This window comes from Rhodanobacter sp. C03, assembly GCF_002001175.1.
Lineage (GTDB): Bacteria > Pseudomonadota > Gammaproteobacteria > Xanthomonadales > Rhodanobacteraceae > Rhodanobacter.
In genome coordinates this window covers 43,636-68,566 of sequence record NZ_MUNT01000006.1, presented here as the reverse complement: position 1 = coordinate 68,566, position 24,931 = coordinate 43,636, and the positions used below count along the sequence as shown (strand labels likewise).

Below are 24,931 nucleotides of genomic sequence, written 5' to 3'. Positions count from 1 at the left end.
GGAGAGTTCAGGTGGTGCGCTTGGGCGGTACCAGCCGGAGCCTGCTGACTGAAAGCTGCGGCTGGTTGGGGCGCAACAGGCGCTGGATCTCGTCCGCCTTCAGCGGATACGAATACAGATAGCCCTGCCCTTCAGCGCAGCCGGCCTGCAGCAGGAATTCGTGCTGCGCTTCGGTTTCGATGCCCTCCGCGATCGTGCCCAGGCCTAGACTGCGCGACATCGCCAGCATCGCCTCGGCAATCGCCGCGTCGTTCACACTGCCGGGCAAGCCAGTGACGAAGGAACGATCGATCTTCAGATAGGCGACCGCCGGCAGCTTGAGATAGGCCATCGACGAGTAGCCGGTGCCGAAATCGTCGATCGCCACGTCGATGCCCAGCGCATGCAACGTGCGCATGGTGCGCTCGGTGTCATCGCCCAGCTGAAGCATCGCGCTCTCGGTGATCTCCAGCAGCAGACGCTTCGCCAACAGGTGGCGCGACTGCAGAGTGCGCCGGATGCCGTCGACGAAGGCCGGATGGCCGAACCAGCGCGCCGAAACGTTCACCGCGACACGGATCGGTGGCATGCCGGCCAGATCCCATGCCTCGATCTGCGCGCACACCGCCTGCAGCACCCATTCGTCGATGCGGCGAATCATGCCCAGGCTTTCCGCCACCGGAATGAATTCACCCGGCAGCACCTCGCCACGCTCCGGATGCTGCCAGCGCAGCAGCGCCTCCACCGCCACGATGCGCCCGCTGCGCAACTCGACGCTGGGCTGGTAAAGCAGATGGAACTCGTTGCGCACGAGTGCCTGACGCAACTCACTGGCCAGTTGCAGGCGCCGACGGGTATCGGCATGCATCATCGGCGTGTAGAAACGGAACGTATTGCGCTCCTCGGTCTTCGCCGCATACATCGCAGCATCGGCGTTGGCGATCAGTGCCGCCGCATCCTCACCATCGAGTGGATAACCGGCCACGCCGATGCTGGCGCTGAGGACGACCTCATATTCGTCGACCAGCAGCGGCTCGGACAAGGTGGCCAGCAACCGGTTGACGACGGCACGCGCATCCTCACGCACGCCGAGCCGGTTGATCAATACGGTGAACTCGTCGCCACCGATGCGCCCGGCGACATCGCCCTCGGACAGCTGCCGGCGGATACGCTCGGCAACCTTGACCAGCAGACGGTCGCCGATCGCGTGGCTGTAGCTGTCGTTGACGATCTTGAATGCATCCAGGTCGATGAACAGCACCACCACCGCCAGCCGTTCGCGCTCGGCCAGCGTGATCGCCTCGCTGCAGCACCGCTCGAACTCGGCCCGGTTGACCAGTCCCGTCAACGGGTCGTGCCGCGCCAGATGCTCCAGCCTGTGTTGATGCGCCTTTGCCTCGTGGATGTTGCTGAACACCGCAACGAAGTACACCACCTGGTTGTCCGCGTCGCGGATGGCGCTGATGCTGAGATGCTCGGGGTAACTGCTGCCGTCGCTGCGCCGGCTCTGTACTTCGCCCAGCCAGTTGCGGCCGGCGGCAATGTCGGCCCAGATCGACTGCGGCAACGGCTTGCCGTCAGGCAGGCGACGGCTTTCGTCAAAGCGCCGGCCCTGCAGCGCCTGACTGGTGTAGCCGGTGATGTCGGCATGCGCGTCATTGGTCGAAATCACCCGGCGATCGGCGTCGGCAATGATCACGCCCTCGGCAATGCTGGCCAGCGCCTCGGCGGCGACCCGACGCTCCTGTTCGATCGCCACACGCTCGGAGATGTCACGGATGATCGCCTGGCGCACTGGCAGATTGCCCCAGCTGGTGATGCTGCTCTGGGTCTCCACCGGCCGCGTGGTACCGGCATCGCCGAGCAGGACGTTGCAGGCAGCGCGACCGGCCGGCTGCCCCACGAGGGATTGCTTGAACAGGTGCACATAGCGGTCGCCGATCAGCTCGGCGACACCACGGCCAGTCCACGCCGCAGCCGTGCGGTTGACGTCGAGAATGCGTCCACTGGTCTCGTCGATCATCACGATCGCATCGGCGGCGCTGTCAAACAGCAGTCGGTAGCGCTCCTCGCTGCCGCGGATGCTCTCCAGGATGCGCCGCGCCATGCGCAGCCATAGCAGGGCCGCAATGCCGAATGCACCCAGCACAGCCCAGAACAGGAAGCGGCCCAGCCAGACCGCACCCTTCACCATCTCGATCGAGAACAGGTCCGTGCGCGGTCCCACGTAGGCATTGAGCGCATGGATGCGCGCGCGCTGCCGCGCGATCTCCGCAGCGGACGGCCCACCGTTGCGGTAGGCCTGTTGCAGTTCGTTGGCGATCGTGCCGAACTCGTCCAGCGACGCATCGGTGGAGCGCCAAGCCGCCAGTGCCTCGCGCATATGCGGCGCGTCGGAAAAATATTGCAGCATGAAGGTCATGCCGGGCTGCGCAGCCGGCATGATGTTGCCGCGGGTGAATGCCTGTGTGATGTCCCGCTGGGTGAAATGACCGGAAGTGATCGCATCGCGTCCATGGCGGTCGGACTGGAGCAGGCCGTCGTTGTTCCTGAAACTGGCCAGATCGGCGGCAGCGCCGTCCATGGCGTAATTGTCCAGGTCGATCACCGCCTGCTTCTGGGCCTTGGACCAGACACTCTCGCTGTTGAGGAAACCAGCGAGAGTGACCTGAACCTGCAGCACGCCCCAGGTCAACGCCATGATCAGTGCAATGGCGACCGCAAGCGCATAAGCCAACGGCATCAGGCGCCGTGATAGTGGCTGCTGCAGACTGTTACCGACGAAACGCATCGCATGTCCATCTTGATTTGATGACAAGGCAGCCCTCCGTCAGTTCCAGTTCGCTTCCATACGGCTATCAGGCTGCCGCTTCTCTCCCCACCCACAAGTCACGACACGTCCGGATGCAACGATCACCCAGCAGGACCATGCTCATGTAGCTGCGCTTGATGCACTCAACCAGATGCGCCACTTCATCGGCCGAAGGTGACTTGCCCATCAGCGTACACACTATATCCAATGCCTCCCACGGATGGACATCGTCATACGCCGCATGCAGGTGCAGCCAGCGCAGGCTCGATGCCCTGATCGCTGGATCAAAGCTCTCGCGGTACTTTGTACTCTGGTAGATCATCTGTGACCACTCGCCGGTCACGCCTTCGATCGCGTAATTGGTCGACACCATGCCGGCTGCGAGCGTCCCACGGGCGCTGATCTCCTCACACCAACGGGGGAGTCCGTCGGTACCGTGCGGGGCGACGCCATGCAGCAGATCGTCACGCGCCACCCCGGCACCCTCGGCCCAGTGGAGCCAGTATTCGGCGTGGTTCTGCTCGACCCGGATGTTGCGCACCAGCCAGCGCCGTGCCATATCGTCACCCGGACTGCGGCCATAGCGGGTCTTCAGCAGGTTCAGCGCCATGTAGCTCGGGAACCGTTCGATGAAGGGCCACAGCCCCATCATGAAGTTGCGGGTGGACTCATGGTCGAGCTGCAGGTCGACCATCATGGCCCAGATATCGTGATCCAGAACGCGCTGCTTGGTGCTTGCGCAATCGGCCACCATGTCCTGTGCCCACTGGGGGTAGCTGGTCAGTTCATTCAACGGGCCGCTGCGTTCGAAATGGGTATTCATGGGACTCTCCTTTGCGATTGGATGTTTCGATGGATTTACTGCCTTGCGTGGCCGACCCACGGGATAGACGCAGCCGGCCGTACTCTGGCATCCGCATGGATGCCGGAAATCCTGGATACGCGATCCGTACTTCGTGCCGCACGATGTGGACACCAGTCGGATCCCGGCGCCGTTCCCAGGAACTGTCTACAGGCGGCGCCAGCCCAGCGTAGCGCCGTCCGTCCCGGTCATGAGAATGAGGCTCCCGCTTCGGGGCGAAGCTGTCTGAATAACGTGCCGCCATCCGGACAGCGCGGGCCGGCCAGCGGTATCTCACCGGCCACTACGCGATGTGGCCGATCAGGTACGGCCATACAAGATGATGTGGAAGCCACGCTTCGGCCGACGGAAGGAGTACAGGCGCGACCTGCAAGCCACGATGCGGGAGTGGGCTACCAAGGATGGCCGCCGACTGGTACCTGTGCGTGCTCGTTGCCGGTCGACTACGGCAGGAATGCCTGATCGCACCGGTCATCGACGAGAGGGCCTGGGCTGGTGGCTGGCAGGCACGGCACGATGGGTACGCAGGCTGACCTGGCTCAAGCAGCCGTCGCAGCGGGTTTGCCCGCAACCGGACAGGCATGCAACGCCACTTATCAATCGATCAGGCGCGCCCGATCGCGCTGATATCCGCTGCTTCCAGTACCGCCTTGGGCGCACCATGCCGGGCAACCGCCAGCATCGCGCGGCCAACGATCTTGGTGCTCAGCACGGTGTTCGGCAGGAGCCAGCGCAACAACGGCAGCAACGGCCGGCTCAACGTGTAGAACCAGCGATAGGAGCCGGTCTTGGAACGGATCCCGTGCAACGGCTGGATGATGCCGGGCCGGAACACGTACACCGCCTTGAATGGCAGCCGCTGCAGCGCATTCTCGAGTCGCCCGCGCACGCGCGCCCACATCACCTTCCCCACTTCGCTGCTGTCTGCGCCCGCACCGGACACATACACGAAGGTCATCTGCGGGTTGAGCCGTACCAGCGTCTGTGCGGCCGCCAGCGTGAGGTCATGCGTGAGCCGCGTGTACTGCGCCTCCTGCACGCCGGACGAGGTCACACCGATGCAGAAGAAGCAGGCATCAAAGTTCGTGAGATCGGCCTCGATGGCGCGGTAGTCGAACAGATCCTGATGTACCAGCTCGCGCAGTTTCGGATGTTGCTGGCCAGTCGCGGTGCGGCCGATCGTCTGCACCCGCAGCACATCGTCGGCGAGCAGGCATTCGCGCAACGCGCCTTGGCCAACCATCCCGGTGGCGCCGAACAACAGAACATTCATGGTTCGATTCCTGTGTCTTGCTTGACGAACCATAGGACAGGCTGCGCACCGGCACCAGCGAACTCACACGCCAGTCATTCGATCCAACGAATCGGCCGGCATGAATGCATGCTTTTCCCGATCTGCCTGCCGATTCATGAGTATCCGCCATTGGCCCTAAGCCTCCTTGCGTATTGGTACCTCATGATCGCAGGCGTAGATTCAGACCAGCCGATCCGAAGGACTGCGCCGGCTCCATCCATCTCAGCGCCATGCGCTGCTGACACCGACACCGACGTCGCCGTTCTGAGTCCACCCGCGACCGGTGCGCCGTCCGTGATCAACCTGATGACGGGCGGCGAAACTCGAAACCCTGCAACAGCAGCAACGACACGAGGAAAAACCCATGAGCGATCTCAACCCGCAACCGCTTCCGCCCGGAGAGCGCATCCGCATTTATGTCAGCCCGGACATCACCTTTGATCTCAAGAAGATGAACAAGGTGACCGCCAACATCCTGAACAAGCTGGGATGTGGCGGCTGCCACTCGGGGCGCATACTCGAATTCCAGGCTATCTCCGAATTCGTAGTCAACCCGCAGACTCTCGAGCCGAGAGAAATACTCGGCGGCAACTTCTAAGGGAAAACATGCGCATAAGCGCCGTGCGTGAACTGGGCGTAGGGCTGGTCTATTGGCCTGAACTCGCCGCCGTCTTCGAGGACACCGCATCAGTCGGTGCCCTCGAAGTCGAACCGCAGGCGTATTGGGAGAAAGTCAGAGGGTCCGAGGGCGACCACTACCGACCCAACGACGCGCTGTTGCAACAGATCGCGCAGTATCCACAGGCCAAGCTCCTGCACGGCGTCGGACAGCCGATAGGTGGAACGGTCGACGATCCGGTTGAATATCTCGCGCCACTGAAGTCCGCCATCGACCTGCTCGATCCCGTCTGGATTAGCGAGCATCTGAGCTTCAACCGCACAGTCTGCGACGGGACCTGTCAGGAAGCCGGCTTCCTGCTTCCACCACGGCAGTCGCCAGCAGGCGTGCATCAGGCTGTGCTCAATATCGAAAAATACGCGCAGGCCACCAAACGACCCTTCGCATTCGAGACCGGCGTCAATTACCTGCAGCGGCGAGACGACGAGATCGATGACGGCGCGTACTTCGGCGCCGTCGCGGCGCAGGCCGAGTGCGGAATCGTGCTTGATCTGCACAATCTCTGGTGCAACGAAAAGAATGGTCGCGGGCGAGTGCTGGACGTGATCGCGAAGCTGCCGCTTGATCGGGTATGGGAGTTGCATCTGGCCGGTGGCATGGCGTTCCAGGGCTACTGGCTCGACGCACACAGCGATGTCGTCCCCGCGGGCGTTTACGAGCTCGCAGCGCAGATCATTCCGCGGCTACCAAATCTCGGAGCGATCGTGTTCGAGATCCTGCCCCAGCATTTGCCAAATATCGGCATCGATGGCGTGCGTCGGCAGCTTGCTGCACTGGATGAACTGTGGCTATTACGTCCGGCACGCACGGTCGTAGCAAATGATGCCGTCACAACCAGACTGACTGCTTGCGCTGACCGGGATCATGCGGCGGATCACGAAGAGGTGGCGGCCTGGGAAGCGTCTCTCGCCGCTGCGATTCGCGGTGACAAAGAGTGCGCGCCACGTTTCACGGAGCTGTCTCACGATCCTGGCATTCGCGTGTTTCGGGAGTTGATCAACGACGCCCGTCGCTCCAACCTGAGCCGCTCGCTTCGCTACACGACGACGCTGTTGCTGGTTGCGATGGGCATGCGGGAGACACTTGCCCTGCTCGACGCCTACTTCGCACAGCAGACGCCGGAGACGTATGCAGCGATCGAAGCGGATCATTTCGCCAGCTTTCTTCTGGACCATCCCGACGTGCTGTCACGAATACCTTATCTGTCCGAAGTCGTGGCGTTCGAGCATGCGCTGGTGCGCGCCACCATCCGCCCCACCTCTACCGATCTGGTCTGGTCGACCGATCCGACCGCCATCCTCTCGGCACTCGATGAAGGCCGTGCACCAGCCGAATTGCCCAGCGTTCGCAGCACCATGCGCGTCTCCTCCGCTTAGATACCATCATGAACAGCAGGATTCTCGCGGCAGCCTGCGGGATGCAAGGATCGCCGGCACCGCCTGTGCCGGCGACAAGCCACGCATCAAGCCGCTATCGGACCTGTCTGCACATCACGTATAAACGCTGAGCGCCCCTTGCGCATCTGACGGATGTTGCCCACCTGGAGTAGACGCCGTGCGTAAAGCCCTTCTTGCCTTGTTGTTGACCACGCTGCCGCTCGCGGCCAGCGCGATGGAATGCCGTTACAGCGAACCGCGCAATGCCGATCTCGATGCCGCTGGGCTGAACAGCCTGCTGCTGAAACTGGGTTCCACCGACCTGGATATACAGAGCACGCCAGGCCTGACCAGGATCGAGGTGCGCGGCACCGCCTGCGCTTCGGATGCGGCATGGCTGAAGGATGTGCAGATTGGCACCAGCCGCAACGGCGACCGTGCTGCCGTGGCAGTCCAGAACAATCACCATGAAAATACGTTCAGCCTGTTCGGCTCCAGCTACGCTTATCTGAAATTGCAGGTGCGCGTGCCAGCAACGCTGGCGATCAGCGTCGACAGCGGTTCCGGCGACGTCAACGCCGCCAACCTCGCATCACTGGATTTCAATTCCGGCTCAGGTGATCTCGTCGCGGATCACATCGCGGGCGCCCTGACCCTGAAACTCGGCTCGGCCGATGCGAAGGCCCGGCACGTCGGCAGTGTCGATCTGCACGAAACCGGCTCCGGCGACGTGCGCGTCGACGGGGTACAGGGTGACATCCAGGCAGATCATGCCGGCTCCGGCGATCTGGTTTTCAGCAATGTGAGCGGCAACGTCAACGTCGGTGCCACCGGTTCCGGCGACATCACGCTCAACGACATCGGCCGTGACGCCAAAGTTGGCAGCACCGGCTCCGGCGACGTCAATGCCAATGGCATCGGCGGCAATTTCACTGTGGGCGCCAACGGCAGCGGTGACGTTCACTACACGAACGTCAAAGGCAAGGTCAGCGTGCCGAAGAGTGACGATGAGTGAGTTGAAGCACACTGACCTTGGGCAAGGCTGACGTCGCATGGCGCAATACCGGTGCACTTGGCGTACCTGTGCTGGATATAGTCAAAGCACGAGCGCCGGCACGGATCATCCAGGCGCCAATTTCCTGGCGCCTATTTGTAGATCACATCGCCGCGTTCTGGCGCCAGCCGCCTGAGTAACCGGTTCTGCACCCGCACGGAGATGTGCAGCGAGGTCATGGACGCAGTCAGGCCCTCGACCACCGCATTGAACTGGGTCTCGCTCACGTTCATGCCGCGATGGACGTCCGCCATGCTGTCGCCGGTGTAGTGACAGGGGCCGTCGGCAACCTGACAGAGATACTGGGCGAACATGCGGCGGAAGCGGCCGATATCGGCATGCGCGAAAGCCGGCGCCACCCGCGGGTCAGCCGCATAGTGATCGAGCGCGGCATCGGTCAGCGCGGCAATGCCCTGCTCGCCACCGAGCTGGTCATACAGGGTCGCAGGCGCACGTGCCGGCCCCGTCGAACAGGCCGACAGCATGCCGAGCAACGCAGCGGAAATCAGGAATCGAGACAACCACGTCGCCATGTCAAAGGCTCCCCTGCAGCGATAGATACCATCCACGCTGGCGATCCAGGCCTGCAATCGAACCCAGGTCGACATACGCCGCCACCAGCGCCAACCGCTTGTTCGGAAACCAGGCCAGGAAGCCATCGGCGGCATGGTCTTCGCGCGCAAAGCTGAGGTTATCCGGCTTCTGCCGATATTCCAGCCCAACCGCCCAGTTCGGATTGAACAGCATGGCCAGCGAGCCTTCAGCCAGCCAATGGCGATCACCGCGGTCGCCGCCGAAACCGAGCAAGCCAAACTGGTTGGCATTGCTCGAACGCAGCGTGACGTTCCACAGCAGGTCATAGCCCCCTGCTCCACCCAGCACCAGCCGCGTGGCCGCGATATAGACGTCCGTTCCCGAAGCGTGACGCGCACCGGCCAGCTGCGGAATGGTGAAATCCAGATCGTGCTTTTGCTGTGCACCGATACTGATCTGCGGCAGGTCGCCATAGACCAGGTCGCCGGCCAGCCGCCATTTCACGCCGAGGATGTCCTGCCGCAGTGCCGCGCCAGGCATCCCGATGGCCTTGCCCAAGGTGCCCAGATCGAAGCGATCGCGCGCCACCGAGAATTCCACCCGGTTGTCGATCGTGAACGCGGCGCCGTAGCTGTCCAGCCGATAGTCCGGCAGCTGCAGTTGCGTGTAGTAGGCGGTGCCTCCGAATTCGTCGCGTGTACCGTAGCCAGCGAGCACGGCCCATGGCACCAGGCCGCCGCCTGCCGAACCCTCGACCTGGGTGGCGCCGCCGGTCGCCAGCAGCCGGCCATCGCCGGCATGCGCGACCTGTGCGATCGGCAGCATGACGCATAGCGCCAATAGCCAGTACGGGAGCTGACGAAAACGGGGCAGCCGAACATGCTGTGCCTGGCTTCGTGTGACGCTTCTGGCGCCGCTCATGCTTCTTCCATAGCCGTATTCCAGTCGAGCGATTCGAACGCCGCCGTGCGCGAGTGAAGCAGCCAATCCGTCACCTGCTTGACCGGCAACGGACGGCTGATCAGATAGCCCTGCGCGACATCGCAGCGATAGCCCCGCAGCATTTCCAGCGTGCGCGCATCTTCCACGCCTTCGGCCACGACTTTCAGTCCCATGTTGTGCGCCAGCTCGATCGTCGAGCGCACGATCACCGCATCGTCGTTGTCGTCGGCCATGGTCATCACGAACGACTTGTCGATCTTCAACTCGTTCACCGGCAACCGCTTCAGATGCGAGAGCGAGGAATAGCCGGTACCGAAATCGTCGATGGCCAGTTTCACGCCGCACGCGCGCAGACGGTTGAGTACCTCCAAGGCATAGACGGCATCGCGCATCACCGCGGTCTCGGTCACCTCCAGGATGATCCGCGCGGGATCCACCCCATATGTCGTCAGATGCGCAGACAGCAGTTCCGGCAGATCGCCACAGCCCAGATCCATCGCCGACAGGTTGAGCGCTATGCCGATATCCAGCTGTTGTGCAGACCATGCCGCGCACTGCCGGATGACTTCGTGCATGACCCAGTCGGTAAGCATCCGGATGATGCCTGAGTGCTCGGCCAGCGGAATGAATTCATCCGGTGGAATCTGCCCATGCTGCGGATGATTCCAGCGCAAGAGCGCCTCGACATGCCCCACCTGCCGACTACCGAGATTGAGCTTGGGTTGGTAATACAGCTCCAGTTCGCCATTCGGGATCGCGCGGCGCAGATCGTTCACCAGCGACAGCCGATACAGGTGCAGCGCATCGCGTCCGGTCTGGTAGACCTGCATGCGCGTGCGCGCCTGCTTGGCGTCGTACATGGCGATGTCGGCGCGGCGCAGCAGCTCTTCGGCGGTGACACCGTGCTCGGGATACACGGCCATGCCCAGGCTTGCGTCGAGGAACAGCTCCATCGAATCGATCCGCATCGGCAAGGTCGCGGTCTGGGACAACGCATTCGCTGCATGCATGAGTTGTTCGACGTCGCGGCCTTCGATCAACACCACGAATTCATCGCCGCCGAAGCGTGCCAGCATGGCGTTGCCTTCCAGGCCCGCGCGCAGGCGCTTCCCCATTTCGATCAGCACGCGATCGCCGATCGCATGGCCCATGGTGTCGTTGATTTCCTTGAAGCGATCGATGTCCAGCATCAGCACGGCCAGCATGTGGCTCTTCGTCTGCGCGGTGTCGATCGCCCCGTCCAACTGCACCTGCAGGCTGGCCCGATTGGGCAAGGAGGTCAGGCTGTCGTGATAAGCCTGGTGCGCGATCTGCTGCTCGCGCTGCGCGATGCCGCGCTGCATGCGATTGAAACTACCGGCGAGATCACCGAGCTCATCGTCACGCACGACGCCGACATCCATCGCGTAGTCACCCTGTTCGATGCGTCGCACGGCCACAGCGAGGTTGGATACCGGACGCGTGACATGGCGGGAAAGCCACAGTCCTCCGACCAGCGATCCAATGAACGAGAGCAATGCAATCAGGATCAGCTCGCGCTCCAGCGCCCGGTAGGTCTGCAACGCCTGATCCCGCGAAAATTGCAGCACCGCACCGATGCGCGTGTTGCCGGCCGCCTGCAATGGCTGCCATAGCGTGAAATAGTCGTCCCGTCCCATCCGGACCAGCTGCGGGGTTCCATGAGATGCTGGCGTGCGTGCCGTCGTCAACAGCGATGCGGTTTGCATCGGGTCCACCGCCGGCAAGGTCGAGCTGAGCCAGGTCGGCCCCTGCACTGGCTGGGCGAGAAAGCTTACTTCCAGCCGTGTCTGCTCCTTCAGGCTCCCCGCCAGCTTGTCGTCAAGGGCGAAACCCATGCCGAGCCACGCGATCGGGGTCGGCGCCTTCACCGGCACGATCACCAGCTGGTAGGGCTTGCCACCGATCATGCTGACCGTCGACCACTGCTGGTTGCGCTCGGCCTGATGCAGCAGACTCGACCAGTCGCCAACCGGCAATGGCCGGCCCGTGCCATCCAGACTCGCCACGACCTGACCATCAAGCCCGGACAGCACGACCAGGTCCGCCGCGATGCGATGCCCCTGGTTGTAGAGCACGGTATGAATCGTCGGTGTGTCGCCGGTCGCCACCGCCTGCTTGAAGCCGAAGTCACTGGTGATCAGCTGCACGGCATCCAGCAGCTGGATGCCGTGCGCGTGCATGAGATCGGAGAACACCCCCGCGCCGGATTCCAGACGTGTCTGCGCCTGCGTCACCGCGCTCTGCCGGGTCGCGTAGTAGAAGGCGAAAAACGTGGGTAGCTGCACCAGCACAAACAACCCCAGCAGCATCACTGTCATCCGTGTGCGAAATCTAAGCTCCATGCGTGTGCATCCGGTCGCCGAGGCCCATCTCGAGATTGGCAGGCGGCATGTTGCTCTGGTCGGGCGCGTGCAGTTGCAGATGGTAATCGCGCTGCAATGGAGCTTCGCCGACCACCAGCTGCTGCTCCACCACGATCGGCGTTGCGCCATCTATCCGTGGCTGCCACAGACGCGCCACATAGGTTCCGGCCGGAAGGCCAGTCAGGTGCGCGATGCCATCAGCGCCGGTCTTGGCGAAATACGGCGTGTCCAGCACATAGACGTAACCGACCATCCAGTCGTGGATGTTGCAGCCGAGCGTCACGATGCCGGGCTGGTCGAACACCACGGCAGACGCGTGGTTGCCCGCATAAAGACGCAACTCAAAGCGCTTTGCCGGCGAAAACGAATAGACGTGATGGCGCACATTGTCGCTGTTGGGAAAGGTCACCGAGGTCCCCGCCTGGACCGGCAACACAAACGGCACGAAGCGCAGCCCACGCTGATCCATCACGGCCGCTTTCTTCGGCAGCGCCGGGCCGCCGACCACCGGGTACAGCGAAAACACCGCATCATCGACCGACGCGCCTGCCGCATCCATGACATGCACGCGCAGATCGGCAGCCTGCGCCGCGACCGCCATGCAGCACAGGCAGATCAGCACCCACCATCGATGCCCGGCGCGTCTTGCCCCCATGTCCATCCCCATCAAGACCAATCCCTGATCAAGCAAAGAATACGCCATCAAGCTGCAGCTGAGCTCGGCTTGGCCGGATGCGTGGACACACAAGGCCGAAGCCTATGTCGCAACCTTCGCGCAGATAGCTCACGGCATGGCCCGTGCTGCCAAAAATGAGCCGAAAGTGACACAGCCGACCCGGCGTACGTCAACAAAAGCCATCGCGCAGACAACTCCCGTGTCATCACGACCTCGCTATGTGGGACCCTGGTGTGTCCGTGGCAGTCACCCGGTTAATCAGGCAATCTTGGCTGCAGGCAGGATACCAATCTCCAAGGGAACCTCGTGAAACGTGCAACCTTTTTCGTTCCCACAGTCATGGCTCCGGTCATGGCACGCTTGCTCCCGGTGGCCGGATTGCTGGTACTCGGCCTGATCGGCACCGCCCAGGCGCGCACGCCGGATGAAACACGCTGGCAGCGCGAGGCGCAGGCGGTCACGATCACCCGCGACGACTGGGGTATCGCGCACGTGCATGGCAAGACCGATGCCGACGCCGTGTTCGGCATGGCCTATGCGCAGGCCGAGGACGACTTCAACCGCGTCGAGACCAACTACCTCAACGCGATGGGCCGGCTCGCCGAGGCCGAAGGTGAATCCGCGATCTGGCAGGACCTGCGGATGAAGCTGTTCATCGACCCGGTCACGCTGAAGGCGTTGTACGCGAAAAGTCCGAGCTGGCTGCAGGCGCTCATGAACAGCTGGGCCGATGGACTGAACTACTACCTCGCCACACATTCCGACGTGCATCCGCGTGTCATCGCGCATTTCGAACCGTGGATGGCGCTGAGCTTCAGCGAAGGCAGCATCGGCGGCGATATCGAAGACGTGTCGCTGGACCAGCTCGAAGCCTTCTACGGGCATAACCCTCAGGCGCTGGCGCGGGTCGCGCCGCCGTCGAGCTGGCAGGAGCCGACCGGATCGAACGGCATCGCGATTGCGCCCAAGCTCAGCGCCGACGGTCATGCACTGCTGCTGATCAATCCGCATACCTCGTTCTTCTTCCGCTCGGAATTGCAGATGACCAGCGACGCCGGGCTCGACGCCTATGGCGCGGTCACCTGGGGCCAGTTCTTCATCTACCAGGGTTTCAACCACCACATCGGCTGGATGCATACCTCGACCGGTCTCGATGCGGTCGACGAATTCGCCGAGACGATCGTGCACCAGGACGGCAAGCTGTTCTATCGCTACGGCCAGGAACTCCGGCCGGTCACCACGCGCACCGTCAACATTCCCTATCGCGCGGCCGACGGTTCGATGGCTACACGCAGCTTCACCACCTACGCGACGCACCACGGCCCGATCGTGCGCGCGCTGGACGGCAAGTGGATCGCCACCGCGCTGATGAACAAGCCGATGGAAGCGCTCGAACAAAGCTGGCTGCGCACCAGGGCCAGCGATTACGCCAGCTACATGAAGGTCGCCGAGCTCAAGGCGAACTCGTCCAACAACACGATCTTCGCCGACGACAAGGGCGAGATCGCCTATCTGCATCCGCAATTCATCCCCAAGCGCGACGACCGCTTCGATTACACCAAGCCGGTCGACGGCAGCAATCCGGCGACCGACTGGCAGGGCCTGCTCCCGCTCGACGCTGCCCCGCACCTGCTCAATCCGCCGAACGGCTGGATCATGAACACCAATGACTGGCCGTATTCCGCTGCCGGCCCCTACAGCCCGAAGCGTGCGGATTACCCGCGCTACATGGACACCTTCGGCGAGAATCCGCGCGGACTGCACGCCACCCGCGTGCTGACCGGCCAGCGCGACTTCACGCTGCCGTCGCTGATCACTGCGGCATTCGATTCCTATCTGCCGGCATTTGCGCGGCAGATTCCGATCCTCGTCGCCGACTACGACGCGCTTCCGGCCAACGATCCACTCAAGACCAAACTGGCCGGCCAGATCGCGCTGCTGCGCCATTGGGATTACCGCTGGGGCATCGCCTCGATGCCGACCTCGCTCGCCGTGTTCTGGGGCGACATCCTGTGGGACGAGGTCGACAAGGCTGACACCGCGGAAGGTCTGTCGATCTATGACGTCATGGCCGAGAAGGCCGGCGCGAAGGCGCGGCTGGGCGCGCTGGTCGAAGCGTCCGACCGCCTGCAGAAAGACTTCGGCAGCTGGGGCGTGCCGTGGGGCGAGATCAACCGCTACCAGCGCATCAATAGCGCCCTGGTGCAACCGTTCGACGATGCCAAACCGAGCATCCCGGTGCCGTTCACCTCGTCACGCTGGGGCTCGCTCGCCTCGTTCGGCGCACATCGCTGGCCGGGCACGAAGCGCTACTACGGCACCGGCGGCAACAGCTTCGTCGCCGTGGTCGAGTTCGGCCCCAAGGTGCACGCTCGTGCGATTACCGCCGGTGGCGAGAGCGGCCACCCGGATTCAAAACATTTCGACGACGAGGCCGAGCGCTACACCACCGGCAACCTGCGCACGGTCTACTTCTGGCCGGAACAACTCGTGGGGCATACCGAGCGTGTCTATCATCCGGGTGCACAAGGTGACTGACCACGCACGGGGTCAGATCGATGCCGCGATGCGACCGACCTCAGCCAGCACGGCATGACGTTCGTCGTTGGACGCCGCCGACCCTGCGTAATAGGCCGTCACCAACAGCGGCTTGCGCTGCGGCGGCCAGATGATGGCGATATCGTTGGTTTCACGCTGGGCGCCACTGCCGGTCTTGTCGCCGACCCGCCAGCCGGCTGGCATGCCGGCGCGCAGCTGTTCGGTGCCTGTGCTGGTGGCACGCAGCCACGCAGCCAGTTGCTCGCGTGACGCCGCGGACAGCGCATCACCCAGCAGCAACGTAGACAGGTCCGCCAGCATGGCACTTGGCGTGGTGGTATCTCGCAGATCACCCGGACTGGCCACGTTGAGTTCGGGCTCGATCCGGTCGAGTCGAGTCACCCCGTCACCGAGGCTGCGTACATAAGCAGTAACCGCGGTCGGGCCGCCCAGGCTCGTCAGCAGCAGATTGGCCGCGGTGTTGTCGCTCACCGTGATGGCTGCCTGACACAGCTCGGCCACCGTCATGCCTGGCGCACCCACGCGATGACTGGTTACCGGCGCGTACGCCAGCACCGCCTCCTGGTCGAAGACGATACGTCGATCCAGCCGCTCCGCCTCGCGATCGACGCGCGCCAGCACCGCTGCCACGGCCAGCAGCTTGAACGTGCTGCACATCAGAAAGCGCTCGTCGGCGCGATGCCCGATGCGGCGCCCGTTGCCGGTATCAAGAATGGCTACGCCCAGTCGGCCGCCATGCTGGCGCTCCAGCGCAGCCAGCCGCGCCTGAGCTCCATCCATGCTGGCAGCCAGTGAAAAGGTGGGGCGAAGAACAAGCGCCGAAGCACCTGCCACGGCGCCTTTCAGCAGATTTCGACGGTTCATGGGATCACCTTTGGGTTGGCAGCAGAAAGTCGGCACACCGCGTGCGCGAGCTCACCCACCCTAGTCGCCGGCGAAGGCTTTTCGTAGCAAGCGATGAGGCAATACCGGGGCAACCACGTCACGCGACGGCATCAACTCCGGCTGGGAATTTTCAATCCGCGCTGCACCGCCGGGCGAGCCAGTCCACGCTCAAGCCATGCGACAACATTGCTGAAGCTGTCGTACGCCACGATGTCGCGTGCTTCGTAGAACGTGATGAGGTTGTTGACCCAGCCGAGCGTGGCGATGTCGGCGATCGTATAGTCGTCGCCCATGATCCAGCGGCGGCCTTTCAGCCGAGCATCGAGCACACCCAGCAATCGCTTCGATTCGGCAACGTAGCGCTCGAGTGGACGTTTATCCGCATACTCCTTGCCGGCAAATTTGTTGAAAAACCCCACCTGGCCGAACATCGGCCCGATCGACGCCATCTGGAAGAACACCCACTGGATCGTCTCCCAGCGCGGCGCCGGATCGGCCGGAATGAACTGGCCGCTCTTGTCCGCCAGATACAGCAGGATCGCGCCCGACTCGAACAAGCCGAGCGGCTCGCCGCCAGGGCCATCCGGATCGATGATCGCGGGGATTTTGCCGTTGGGGTTGAGCGACAGGAACTCGGGCGTATGGCTTTCGTCCTTCATGATGTCGACGAGGTGCGGCTCGTAGGGCAGTCCCGTCTCCTCCAGCATGATCGACACCTTCACGCCGTTCGGCGTGTTGAGCGAATAGAGCTGGATGCGCTCGGGATGTCGTGCCGGCCAGCGTGAGGTGATCGGGAAATCGGACAGATGGGGCACGGCTTGCTCCTGCGGCACGGGGATCGTCGAAGGTAGGTTGTTCTGCGGATGCGTTCAACACGGCTGAAAGAATGCCCGGGTCTTGCCGATTGGCCTGGAGACCCTGGCAACCCCATCGCGGTCCCGTCTTGAAACTGCGCCTGGGCATCGCTCTTGCATGGTATCGCCCTTGGTTCCGGCAGCACTGACGCTGCTGGCGTCACAGCTGCCTTGCCGCCCTGTATTCAAGGAATACGCCGTGTTGACCGCGTCTTACAATTTTTGGCTGGTTATGACCTCCCTGGTCATCGCTACCCTGGATTCCTACGTTTCGTTCAGCGTCGCCCGCCATCTGGCGCGCAGCCGGGGTACGGAGGCATTCGGCTGGCTGCTGCTCGGCGCGCTGACCATGGGTATTGGCGTCTGGTCGATGCATTTCATCGGCATGCTCGCTTTCGACATTGGCACACCGCTGGGATACGACGCCTGGCTGACCCTGCTGTCCGTGGCACCGATCGTCGTCGCTGCAGGTGCGGTCATGTGGATGGTCTCGCACGGCGCGATGCCACCCTGGCGACTGCTGCTGTGCGGAGTGCTGCTTGGCGGCGGCATCGGCGCGATGCACTACACCGGCATGTTCGCGATGCGCATGGATCCGGGCATCGTGTGGAACTACTGGCGGGTGGCGCTCTCGGTGCTGTTCGCGATCGCGGGATCCACCGTGGCCCTCGGGGTCGCGATGCGCGTCACCAGCGATCGCCAGCGCACCTATCGCGCCACACTGCGCTGGGTCGCAGCCACCCTGATGGGTTGTTCGATTGCCGGCATGCATTATCTGGCGATGTCGGCCGCCGAGTTTCCCTTCGGGTCGTGGTGCCTCAGCACGAACAGCGCCCTGCATGGTCGATGGCTGGGCCTGATCATCGCGATCATCTCGCTCTGCATGCTGCTGTTCACCCTGTCGATGGCGGTGCTGCGCCAGCGCATCCAACGCCGGGAATCGCGCATGGATGCCGCACTCACGCGCGCGCAGAATGCGCTCACCTTCCAGGCCTTCCACGACGGATTGACCGGCCTGCCGAACCGCACCTACCTGCTGGATACGCTGCGACAGCTGCTCAAGGATTCGCGCGAACCCATCGCCGTGCTGTTCGTCGACCTCGACGGTTTCAAGGCGATCAATGACTCGTTCGGCCATCATGCCGGCGACGAATTTCTGCGTTCGGTCGCCCATGCGCTGCGCGCAAGTGTGCGCGAACGCGACATCGTCGCGCGATTTGGCGGCGACGAATTCGTGCTGGTGCTACGCGCCTACCGCAACACCGACAATCTGAATGCGATCTGCCAGCAAGTGCTGGACCTGGTGTCGCGGCCGGTCGTGGTCGCCGGGCACACGGTGACCGTATCGCCGAGTATCGGCGTAGCCGTGGCGCCCGCCGATGGCGAGGACGCCGACACCCTGATGCGCAATGCGGATACCGCCATGTACACCGTCAAGGAACTCGGCAAATCGGGCTTCCGCTTCTTCGAGCGCAGCATGCACACGCTTGCTCGCGAGCGCCTGACCCTGTCGCAGGAGCTGCGCGAAGCGCTGCACCTGGGTGCGATCGACGTGCACTACCAGCCGCAAAACGATTTGCGCACGGGCAAGCTCGCCGGCCTGGAAGCACTCGCGCGCTGGAACCACCCGACGCGCGGCATGATCAGCCCCACGATTTTCGTGCCGATCGCGGAACGCGCAGGCTTGGTCGCAGCGCTCGACGCCCATGTGTTGCAAACCGTCATCGAACATCTGAAATGCTGGAAGGCACGCGGTTTCGAACCCCCGTACGTCGCCATCAACCTGTCGCCGCAGGAGTTGCGCGAGCCCATGTTCGCGGACAACGTGCACGAAACCGTCGTGTTCAACGGCATCGACCCCGCGCGCATCCGCTTCGAGATCACCGAATCCACGGCCATGCACAACCCCGAGGTCACGTTGCGGCAACTGCGGCAATTGCGCCAGAAGGGCTTCCTGCTCTCGATCGACGATTTCGGCACCGGCTACTCGAGCCTGAGCTACCTGCGTCAGCTGCCGACCGGCACGGTGAAGATCGACCAGTCCTTCATCCAGGGCAGCTCGCTGAACCGCGAAGACCGCGAGATCACCGAAGCGATCGTGGCGCTGTCCAAGAAGCTGCATCTGGAGACCGTGGCCGAAGGCGTCGAATCGGAAGCCCAGGCGACGTGGCTGAAGGAAATCGGTTGCGATGTCGCCCAGGGGTTTTTCTTCGCCAGGCCGATGGAGAAGAACGAACTGCTGCGCCACCTCGGCGTAGTGGATATCACCGACCAAGTGCCGTGTTGATGATCAATGCAGCGGCGAAACGGCAACCTGATGTCTGCGGACTGCCGAAACCTCAACCACCGTCCGGCAGGTAGGTTTGCCCATTCTTGAGCACGAAGGCGATCTTGCCGGTGTTGTGGATATCGCGTGTCGGATCGGCCGTCAGCACGACAAGGTCGGCGCGCTTGCCGACCGTGATCGTGCCGCGTAGCGTCGTCTGCCCCATCGCCGCCGCGCTGACTTGCGTGGCGGCCTGGATCGCCTCGATCGGGGTGAAGCCGCCATGCTCGACCAGCAAGGCCATTTCCGCGTGCACCGACGGCAACGCATGCAACTCCGGCCCATGCGCATCGGCTGGAAGCCCCGAGCTGTCGGTGCCCACGTCGATCAGCACGCCTTGCTGGTGCGCCAGCCGGGTGACCGCATAGCTCCACGGCATGATGCCGACACCCACATTTTTCGAGTGCTGCTGTGCTTCGTCGACGAACGGCAGCAGCGTGGCGTCGAGGATCGTGCCGTGCTGTTTCATCGCCTTGAACAGCGCCAGGATTTGCGGCGAGTCGGGCCGGATATGTGCGAAATCGCCCATGGCACGTCCGCGGTAATCATCCGGCACCTTCGGCGCCGCCTCCCACACCAGATACGGGCTATGTGAAATCGTGTCGACGCCAGCAGCCACCGCATCACCTGGCGTGGCCGGAAAAATCGTCGCATGTGTCCATACGCGCAGACCTTGCCGATGCGCTTCCGCCGTGATCTTCGCAACCAGGCTTGCAGGCAGGTTGGCATACAGCTTGAGTGCTGTCGCCCCGGTGCCCTTTGCTTCGGCCACGGCAAGCGGGATATCGGTGGTCGGGGTCATTGCCTGCATCCATGGCGCTTGGCCCAGCGGCTCGCCGGCGGACGCTTCCTGTGCGCGCGCGTCTTCGGCAAAGAACGTCGGGCCGGCCATCAACGCCACGTAGAAAATGTCCGGCGAAGCCAGGGCATCCGAATTTGCCTGCGCCGCGAGATAGGCCAGCAGACGATCGTCACCGGCCATGTCGCGGATCGCGGTGACGCCACCGCGCAGCAGCGCCTGCAGATGCGGCTGGTAGTGCGCGAAATCCGGCTCGGCACCGGTGAGGTGCACGTGCGCATCGATCAGGCCCGGGATGACATAACGTCCACTCAGGTCTTCCACCCGTGTGCCGTCCGGCACCGGACGGCTGGCATCGGGATAGATCCCTGCGATGCGCTCGCCCTTGATCTCGATGGTCATGTGCGGCTGCGCCGGCGTCCCGGTGCCGTCGATGATCGTGGCGTGGGTCAGCAGCAAATGCGGCTCGGTGGCAAGCACCGGCGCAGCCAGCATGGACAACAGCAGCGCCATGCGTCGCATGAAGACACTTGCCGACATTTGTTCTCTGCCCATTCCAGATGGTGCCAATGAAACTGGTGAGGCCGCTGTTTGCGCGAAGCCTCGGAAAAGGCGCGACCCGCTCCGCCCTCTCAAGGCACTAACTCATTGTGTCGCGTGCATGCGACGGATGCGCACCGTGCTACCGCCTTCATAGGTCACCACGTAGGTGGAGCCTTCATGCGTCTGCTGCGCCACGTGCACGGGATCGGCCTGAATGGATTTCTGCAGATCGTCCTGGTGAAATGCAGCCAGATCGCCTTCCGGAATCAGCATCAGGGGCGGGCTGATCTGCTGAAAACTGGCGAAGTGGCCACCGCAACTGACGGTTTGGTTATAACCGAGGAACGTGCCCTGGCCGCAGCTCCTGCCGGAGACTTCCGGCAGCCGCTTGAGCCAGATGAAATACTTGTTCTCGTGGGTGATCTGGACCCGATTGTGTCGCGCATCGTCGCCACCTATATTGCTCGAACTCCAGAAGCGGACCAGCGAAGCCTCGTGGCAGTCGGCTGATGCGCATTCCTGCAGCACCAGGTATTCGTCGTCCTGCAGATGGATCGGCTCGATGCTCAGGATGTCGTTCTTCACCAGCGCCTGTGCCGGGAACACCACCGAAGGCATGCGCGGATCGACCTTGAAATCGCCGGAGATCAGGTAGCCGCCGTGTTGCGATGAGTACGCCGGCGCGGTCACCGTCACGCCAGGCAAGCTCTCTTGGGCCGACGCCGGGAGGCACAACAGGTACAGACTTGAACTGAGCAGCACACATTCGAGCATGGACTTTTTCATGCTGACTCCTGTCAGGATCGCACTCGATCAACGGATGGACCGTGCAGCATCAGCTCGTTGACTCCCCAGCCTGCCCGCAAGATACCGCAGATTCGAACAGCCGAGAAACGGTCCTTGAGCGATCTGTGGCAATGAGTCTGAATTCCGCGACTGGAGGTATGGTGCCTGGCATAAGGAATACAGCATCTCCAACGACTTGCTGCATGGCAAATTATGGGCTGAGCACAATGCCCGCTTCGGTCAACAGCTTCTGCAGGTCGGCCGTTTGCGCTTCGTAGTGTTTCCAGCGCTTCAGGGAACTGCGGTACATGGGCTTGCGCACCTGCACGACACTCGCCGTGGCGACAGGTGCCGGATTGTCCTCGAAACGCAGGCAGGCATCGTCCCAGGGCAAGCCGCAGAACTCCAGCAATTGGCGCGAACTCGCCTCCTGCGACTCCACCAGCGTCTCGTAATCCACTTCCAGGATGCGTCCCGGAAAAAGCTGCTGCCAATGCGCCATCAGGCGATCAAACAGGACGTAGTAATGGCCGGTGTCGAGCAGGTCGAACGAGTAGTCATAGTTGCTCGACTCCAGCGCAAATAGCTGGCGAAAATTGCTGAGGCATGTATCCATCGGATCACGCCGCAGGCAGATGATCTTTGCCTGCGGCAGCGCCTGGGCAATAAAGCCCGCATAAAGAAAATTGTGCGGAAGCTTGTCGATGAAATGAGGCTTGTGGCCCGTCGCAGGTCGGGTACCGGCGAGATAGGCTTCGCCCAGCCGTCGCCAGTCAAGGTTGGGCACACAGTCGATGGTTTCCGGATCAAGCAGGAGCCGTGAGCGACTGCCTGATAGCTGCTTGAACGTGACTGGGAAGTTATGCAGCTCGCCAGCCGAGTGCACATCAGGGTGGTTCGAAATGATGCGCTCGACCAGGGTCGTGCCCGAACGTGGCATGCCGATGACGAAGATGGGTTCGTCGGTAGGAAAGCCGGCGGCAGCAGTCTCCGGGTTCGGCAACGCCTGGGTCAGCGCCGCGAACAGGGCCTCCTGGCGCTCGCGTGAATAGTCCCGTCCTACTTTTCCCGCGGCCTTGCCGATGGCAAGGTGCTCGAATGCCCTGGGATAGTCGGCCAGATCCTCGTATTCCTTGAATAGTGCCAGATGCAGATGTATCTGCGCGATAAGGTTGCCTGCACTCTTCGGCAACAACGACTGCAAGCGCTCCAGATGATTGTTCGTCGCGGTCTGCGTGCGCAGATACGACAACGTCAGGTGGATCCCCCACGACTGCGGTGCCAGCTCGATGCAGGCTTCCATTTCCTGTTCCGCTTCGTCCAGCTTGCCCAGGCACATCAATGATTTGGAGAGGTTGTAATGAAGGTCGACGCGGGATGGCTCCTGCGCCGCCGCGCGCGCGTAAAGAACCCGTGCGCGCTCATGTTCATTCGCGCGCGAGAGCACGACCCCGAGGGTATCCAGCGTCGTTGGGTCGAGTGGCGACAAGGTCAGCGTCCGGTCCACGACAGCCAGCGCCACGGCTTGCTGGTTGACCAGGGAAAGTACCTTCGCAAATTGCGCCGCATACTCGCCACGCAGAGGATCCAGTTTCACCGCCCTTTGCAGGTACTTCACTGCCGTTGGCATCTCCTTCAGGTCGAGTGCGGCAAGCCCGATCAGGTAGTGCAGCCCCGCATGATCCGGAGCCACCGGCAGCAGGGTCTTCGCCAGATCAAATGCCTGGCGATGGTTCCCTTGGTTGTACACCGCCGTGGCCTCGGCAAAGAGCTTGTTTGGGTCAGACATGCGGTGCCTTATCGTTACAGTAGGTTGCACCCCGATGATTATGCCCGATGACAAGCCATTGCAGCTGCTCAACATGTCGGGTGTGGTTGAGCAACATCAGGGCGAAATCCAGCTTAAGAAAAGCACAATGTCTTTCTCGCCATGCATGTTTACGCCAAGGTAAAGAAAGAAAAACAACTTGCCGCATGGCGAGCTATGGGCTGAGTGCAATACCCGCGTCGATCAACAGCTTCTGCAGGTCGGCCGTTTGCGCTTCGTAGTGTTTCCAGCGCTTCAGGGAACTGCGGTACATGGGCTTGCGCACCTGCACGACACTCGCCGTGGCGACAGGTGCCGGATTGTCCTCGAAACGCAGGCAGGCATCGTCCCAGGGCAAGCCGCAGAACTCCAGCAATTGGCGCGAACTCGCCTCTTGCGAGTCCACCAGCATCTCGTAATCCACTTCCAGGATGCGTCCCGGAAAAAGCTGCTGCCAATGCGCCATCAGGCGATCAAACAGGACGTAGTAGTGGCCGGTGTCGAGCAGGTCGAACGAGTAGTCGTAGTTGGTCGACTTCAGCGCGAAAAGCTGACGAAAATTACCAAGGCAGGTATCCATCGGATCACGCCGCAGGCAGATGATCTTTGCCTGCGGCAGCGCCTGGGCAATAAAGCCCGCATAAAGAAAATTGTGCGGAAGCTTGTCGATGAAATGGGGCTTGTGGCCCGTCGCAGGTCGGGTACCGGCGAGATAGGCCTCGCCCAGCCGTCGCCAGTCAAGGTTGGGCACACAGTCGATGGTTTCCGGATCAAGCAGGAGCCGTGAGCGACTGCCTGATAGCTGCTTGAACGCGACCGGAAAGTTATTCAGTTCGCCAGCAGAATGCACATCCGGATGGTTGGAAATGATGCGCTCGACCAGGGTCGTGCCCGAACGTGGCATGCCGATGACGAAGATGGGTTCGTCGGTAGGAAAGCCGGCGGCAGCAGTCTCCGGGTTCGGCAACGCCTGGGTCAGCGCCGCGAACAGGGCCTCCTGGCGCTCGCGTGAATAGTCCCGTCCTACTTTTCCCGCGGCCTTGCCGATGGCAAGGTGCTCGAATGCCCTGGGATAGTCGGCCAGATCCTCGTATTCCTTGAACAGTGCCAGATGCAGATGTATCTGCGCGATAAGGTTGCCTGCACTCTTCGGCAACAACGACTGCAAGCGCTCCAGATGATTGCTCGCCACGGTCTGCGTACGCAGATGCGACAACGTCAGATGGATCTCCCACGACTGCGGCGCCAGATCGAGGCAGGTTTCCATTTCTTGTTCCGCTTCGTCCAGCTTGCCCAGGAACATCAACGATTTCGCGAGATGGTGATGAAGGTCGACGCGGGATGGATCCTGCGCGACCGCACGCGTGTAAAGAGTCCGTGCACGCTCATGTTCATTGGCGCGCGCGAGCACGAACCCGAGGGTATCCAGTGTCGTTGGGTCGAGTGGCGACAGGGTCAGGCTCCGGTCCACGAGAGCCAGTGCCACGGCTTGCTGGTTGACCAGGGAAAGTACCTTCGCAAATTGCGCCGCATACTCGCCACGCAGAGGATCCAGTGTCACCGCCCTTAGCAGGTACTTCACTGCCTGCGGCATCTCCTTCAGGCCGAGTGCGGCAAGCCCGATCAGGTAATGCAGCCCCGCATGATCCGGAGCCACCGGCAGCAGGGTCTTCGCCAGATCAAATGCCTGACGATAGTTCCCCTGCTTGTACACCGCCGTGGCCTCGGCAAGGAGCTTGTTTGAGTCAGACATGCGATGCCTTAGCGGGAAAGCAGATTG

General features: G+C 62.5%; 18 protein-coding genes. 5 read left to right on the top strand and 13 right to left on the bottom strand.

The features are described from left to right. Positions 1-7: 7 nt before the first annotated feature. The 3 genes from B0E48_RS08525 to B0E48_RS08515 form a co-directional block, all read right to left on the bottom strand. On the bottom strand, positions 8-2,770 hold the full coding sequence (locus B0E48_RS08525) for an EAL domain-containing protein (RefSeq protein ID WP_077517736.1): 2,763 nt from the start codon (positions 2,768-2,770) through the stop codon (positions 8-10). A 67-nt stretch (positions 2,771-2,837) separates the two neighbouring features. Next, a complete protein-coding gene (locus tag B0E48_RS08520; RefSeq protein ID WP_077517735.1) occupies positions 2,838-3,614 on the bottom strand; it encodes an iron-containing redox enzyme family protein in 777 nt (258 codons plus the stop codon). A gap of 643 nt (positions 3,615-4,257) precedes the next feature. Next, positions 4,258-4,926, bottom strand: coding sequence for an epimerase (locus B0E48_RS08515; RefSeq protein WP_077517734.1), 669 nt, complete (start codon positions 4,924-4,926; stop codon positions 4,258-4,260). 385 nt (positions 4,927-5,311) lie between these two features. Here B0E48_RS08515 and B0E48_RS17770 point away from each other — a divergent pair, with 385 nt between their 5' ends. The 3 genes from B0E48_RS17770 to B0E48_RS08505 all read left to right on the top strand — a co-directional run bounded on the left by B0E48_RS17770 (position 5,312) and on the right by B0E48_RS08505 (position 8,017). Then, a complete protein-coding gene (locus B0E48_RS17770; protein ID WP_168170327.1) occupies positions 5,312-5,545 on the top strand; it encodes a hypothetical protein in 234 nt (77 codons plus the stop codon). Positions 5,546-5,553: 8 nt separating this feature from the next. After that, positions 5,554-7,002 (top strand): DUF692 family multinuclear iron-containing protein, encoded by a 1,449-nt coding sequence (locus B0E48_RS08510; protein ID WP_168170326.1) that lies wholly within the window; start codon positions 5,554-5,556, stop codon positions 7,000-7,002. Positions 7,003-7,180: 178 nt separating this feature from the next. Continuing rightward, on the top strand, positions 7,181-8,017 hold the full coding sequence (locus B0E48_RS08505) for a DUF4097 family beta strand repeat-containing protein (RefSeq protein ID WP_139350217.1): 837 nt from the start codon (positions 7,181-7,183) through the stop codon (positions 8,015-8,017). A gap of 131 nt (positions 8,018-8,148) precedes the next feature. On the opposite strand, the gene B0E48_RS08500 is transcribed toward B0E48_RS08505, so the two are convergent. From B0E48_RS08500 to B0E48_RS08485, 4 genes are all read right to left on the bottom strand, one after another. After that, positions 8,149-8,589, bottom strand: coding sequence for a group 1 truncated hemoglobin (locus B0E48_RS08500; protein WP_168170325.1), 441 nt, complete (start codon positions 8,587-8,589; stop codon positions 8,149-8,151). A 1-nt stretch (position 8,590) separates the two neighbouring features. Next, positions 8,591-9,415, bottom strand: a complete 825-nt coding sequence (locus tag B0E48_RS08495; protein ID WP_077517730.1) for a DUF3034 family protein — start codon at positions 9,413-9,415, stop codon at positions 8,591-8,593. 92 nt (positions 9,416-9,507) lie between these two features. Then, positions 9,508-11,862, bottom strand: coding sequence for an EAL domain-containing protein (locus B0E48_RS08490; RefSeq protein ID WP_168170324.1), 2,355 nt, complete (start codon positions 11,860-11,862; stop codon positions 9,508-9,510). A gap of 22 nt (positions 11,863-11,884) precedes the next feature. Then, on the bottom strand, positions 11,885-12,571 hold the full coding sequence (locus B0E48_RS08485; RefSeq protein WP_254423903.1) for a methylamine utilization protein: 687 nt from the start codon (positions 12,569-12,571) through the stop codon (positions 11,885-11,887). Between the two features lie 372 nt (positions 12,572-12,943). Between B0E48_RS08485 and B0E48_RS08480 the strand changes: the two genes are divergently transcribed. Continuing rightward, complete coding sequence (locus B0E48_RS08480) at positions 12,944-15,130, top strand: penicillin acylase family protein (RefSeq protein WP_077517727.1); 2,187 nt, start codon at positions 12,944-12,946, stop codon at positions 15,128-15,130. A gap of 12 nt (positions 15,131-15,142) precedes the next feature. Here the strand turns inward: B0E48_RS08480 and bla are convergent, their stop codons facing one another. Together bla and B0E48_RS08470 are read right to left on the bottom strand one after the other, a co-directional pair. Beyond that, on the bottom strand, positions 15,143-16,015 hold the full coding sequence (gene bla / locus B0E48_RS08475) for a class A beta-lactamase (protein ID WP_077517726.1): 873 nt from the start codon (positions 16,013-16,015) through the stop codon (positions 15,143-15,145). A gap of 131 nt (positions 16,016-16,146) precedes the next feature. Beyond that, entirely contained in the window at positions 16,147-16,851 is a 705-nt protein-coding gene (locus B0E48_RS08470; RefSeq protein WP_077518352.1) for a glutathione S-transferase N-terminal domain-containing protein, read from the bottom strand. Positions 16,852-17,122: 271 nt separating this feature from the next. On the opposite strand from B0E48_RS08470, the gene B0E48_RS08465 reads away from it, so the two are divergent. Further along, a complete protein-coding gene (locus tag B0E48_RS08465; protein WP_168170323.1) occupies positions 17,123-19,177 on the top strand; it encodes an EAL domain-containing protein in 2,055 nt (684 codons plus the stop codon). Positions 19,178-19,229: 52 nt separating this feature from the next. On the opposite strand, the gene B0E48_RS08460 is transcribed toward B0E48_RS08465, so the two are convergent. The 4 genes from B0E48_RS08460 to B0E48_RS08445 all read right to left on the bottom strand — a co-directional run bounded on the left by B0E48_RS08460 (position 19,230) and on the right by B0E48_RS08445 (position 24,904). Continuing rightward, a complete protein-coding gene (locus B0E48_RS08460) occupies positions 19,230-20,555 on the bottom strand; it encodes an amidohydrolase family protein (protein ID WP_168170322.1) in 1,326 nt (441 codons plus the stop codon). 105 nt (positions 20,556-20,660) lie between these two features. Then, a complete protein-coding gene (locus B0E48_RS08455; RefSeq protein ID WP_139350216.1) occupies positions 20,661-21,344 on the bottom strand; it encodes a hypothetical protein in 684 nt (227 codons plus the stop codon). A gap of 211 nt (positions 21,345-21,555) precedes the next feature. After that, entirely contained in the window at positions 21,556-23,133 is a 1,578-nt protein-coding gene (locus B0E48_RS08450) for a sulfotransferase (RefSeq protein ID WP_077517722.1), read from the bottom strand. A 193-nt stretch (positions 23,134-23,326) separates the two neighbouring features. Beyond that, complete coding sequence (locus B0E48_RS08445) at positions 23,327-24,904, bottom strand: sulfotransferase (protein WP_077517721.1); 1,578 nt, start codon at positions 24,902-24,904, stop codon at positions 23,327-23,329. Between the last annotated feature and the right edge of the window lie 27 nt (positions 24,905-24,931).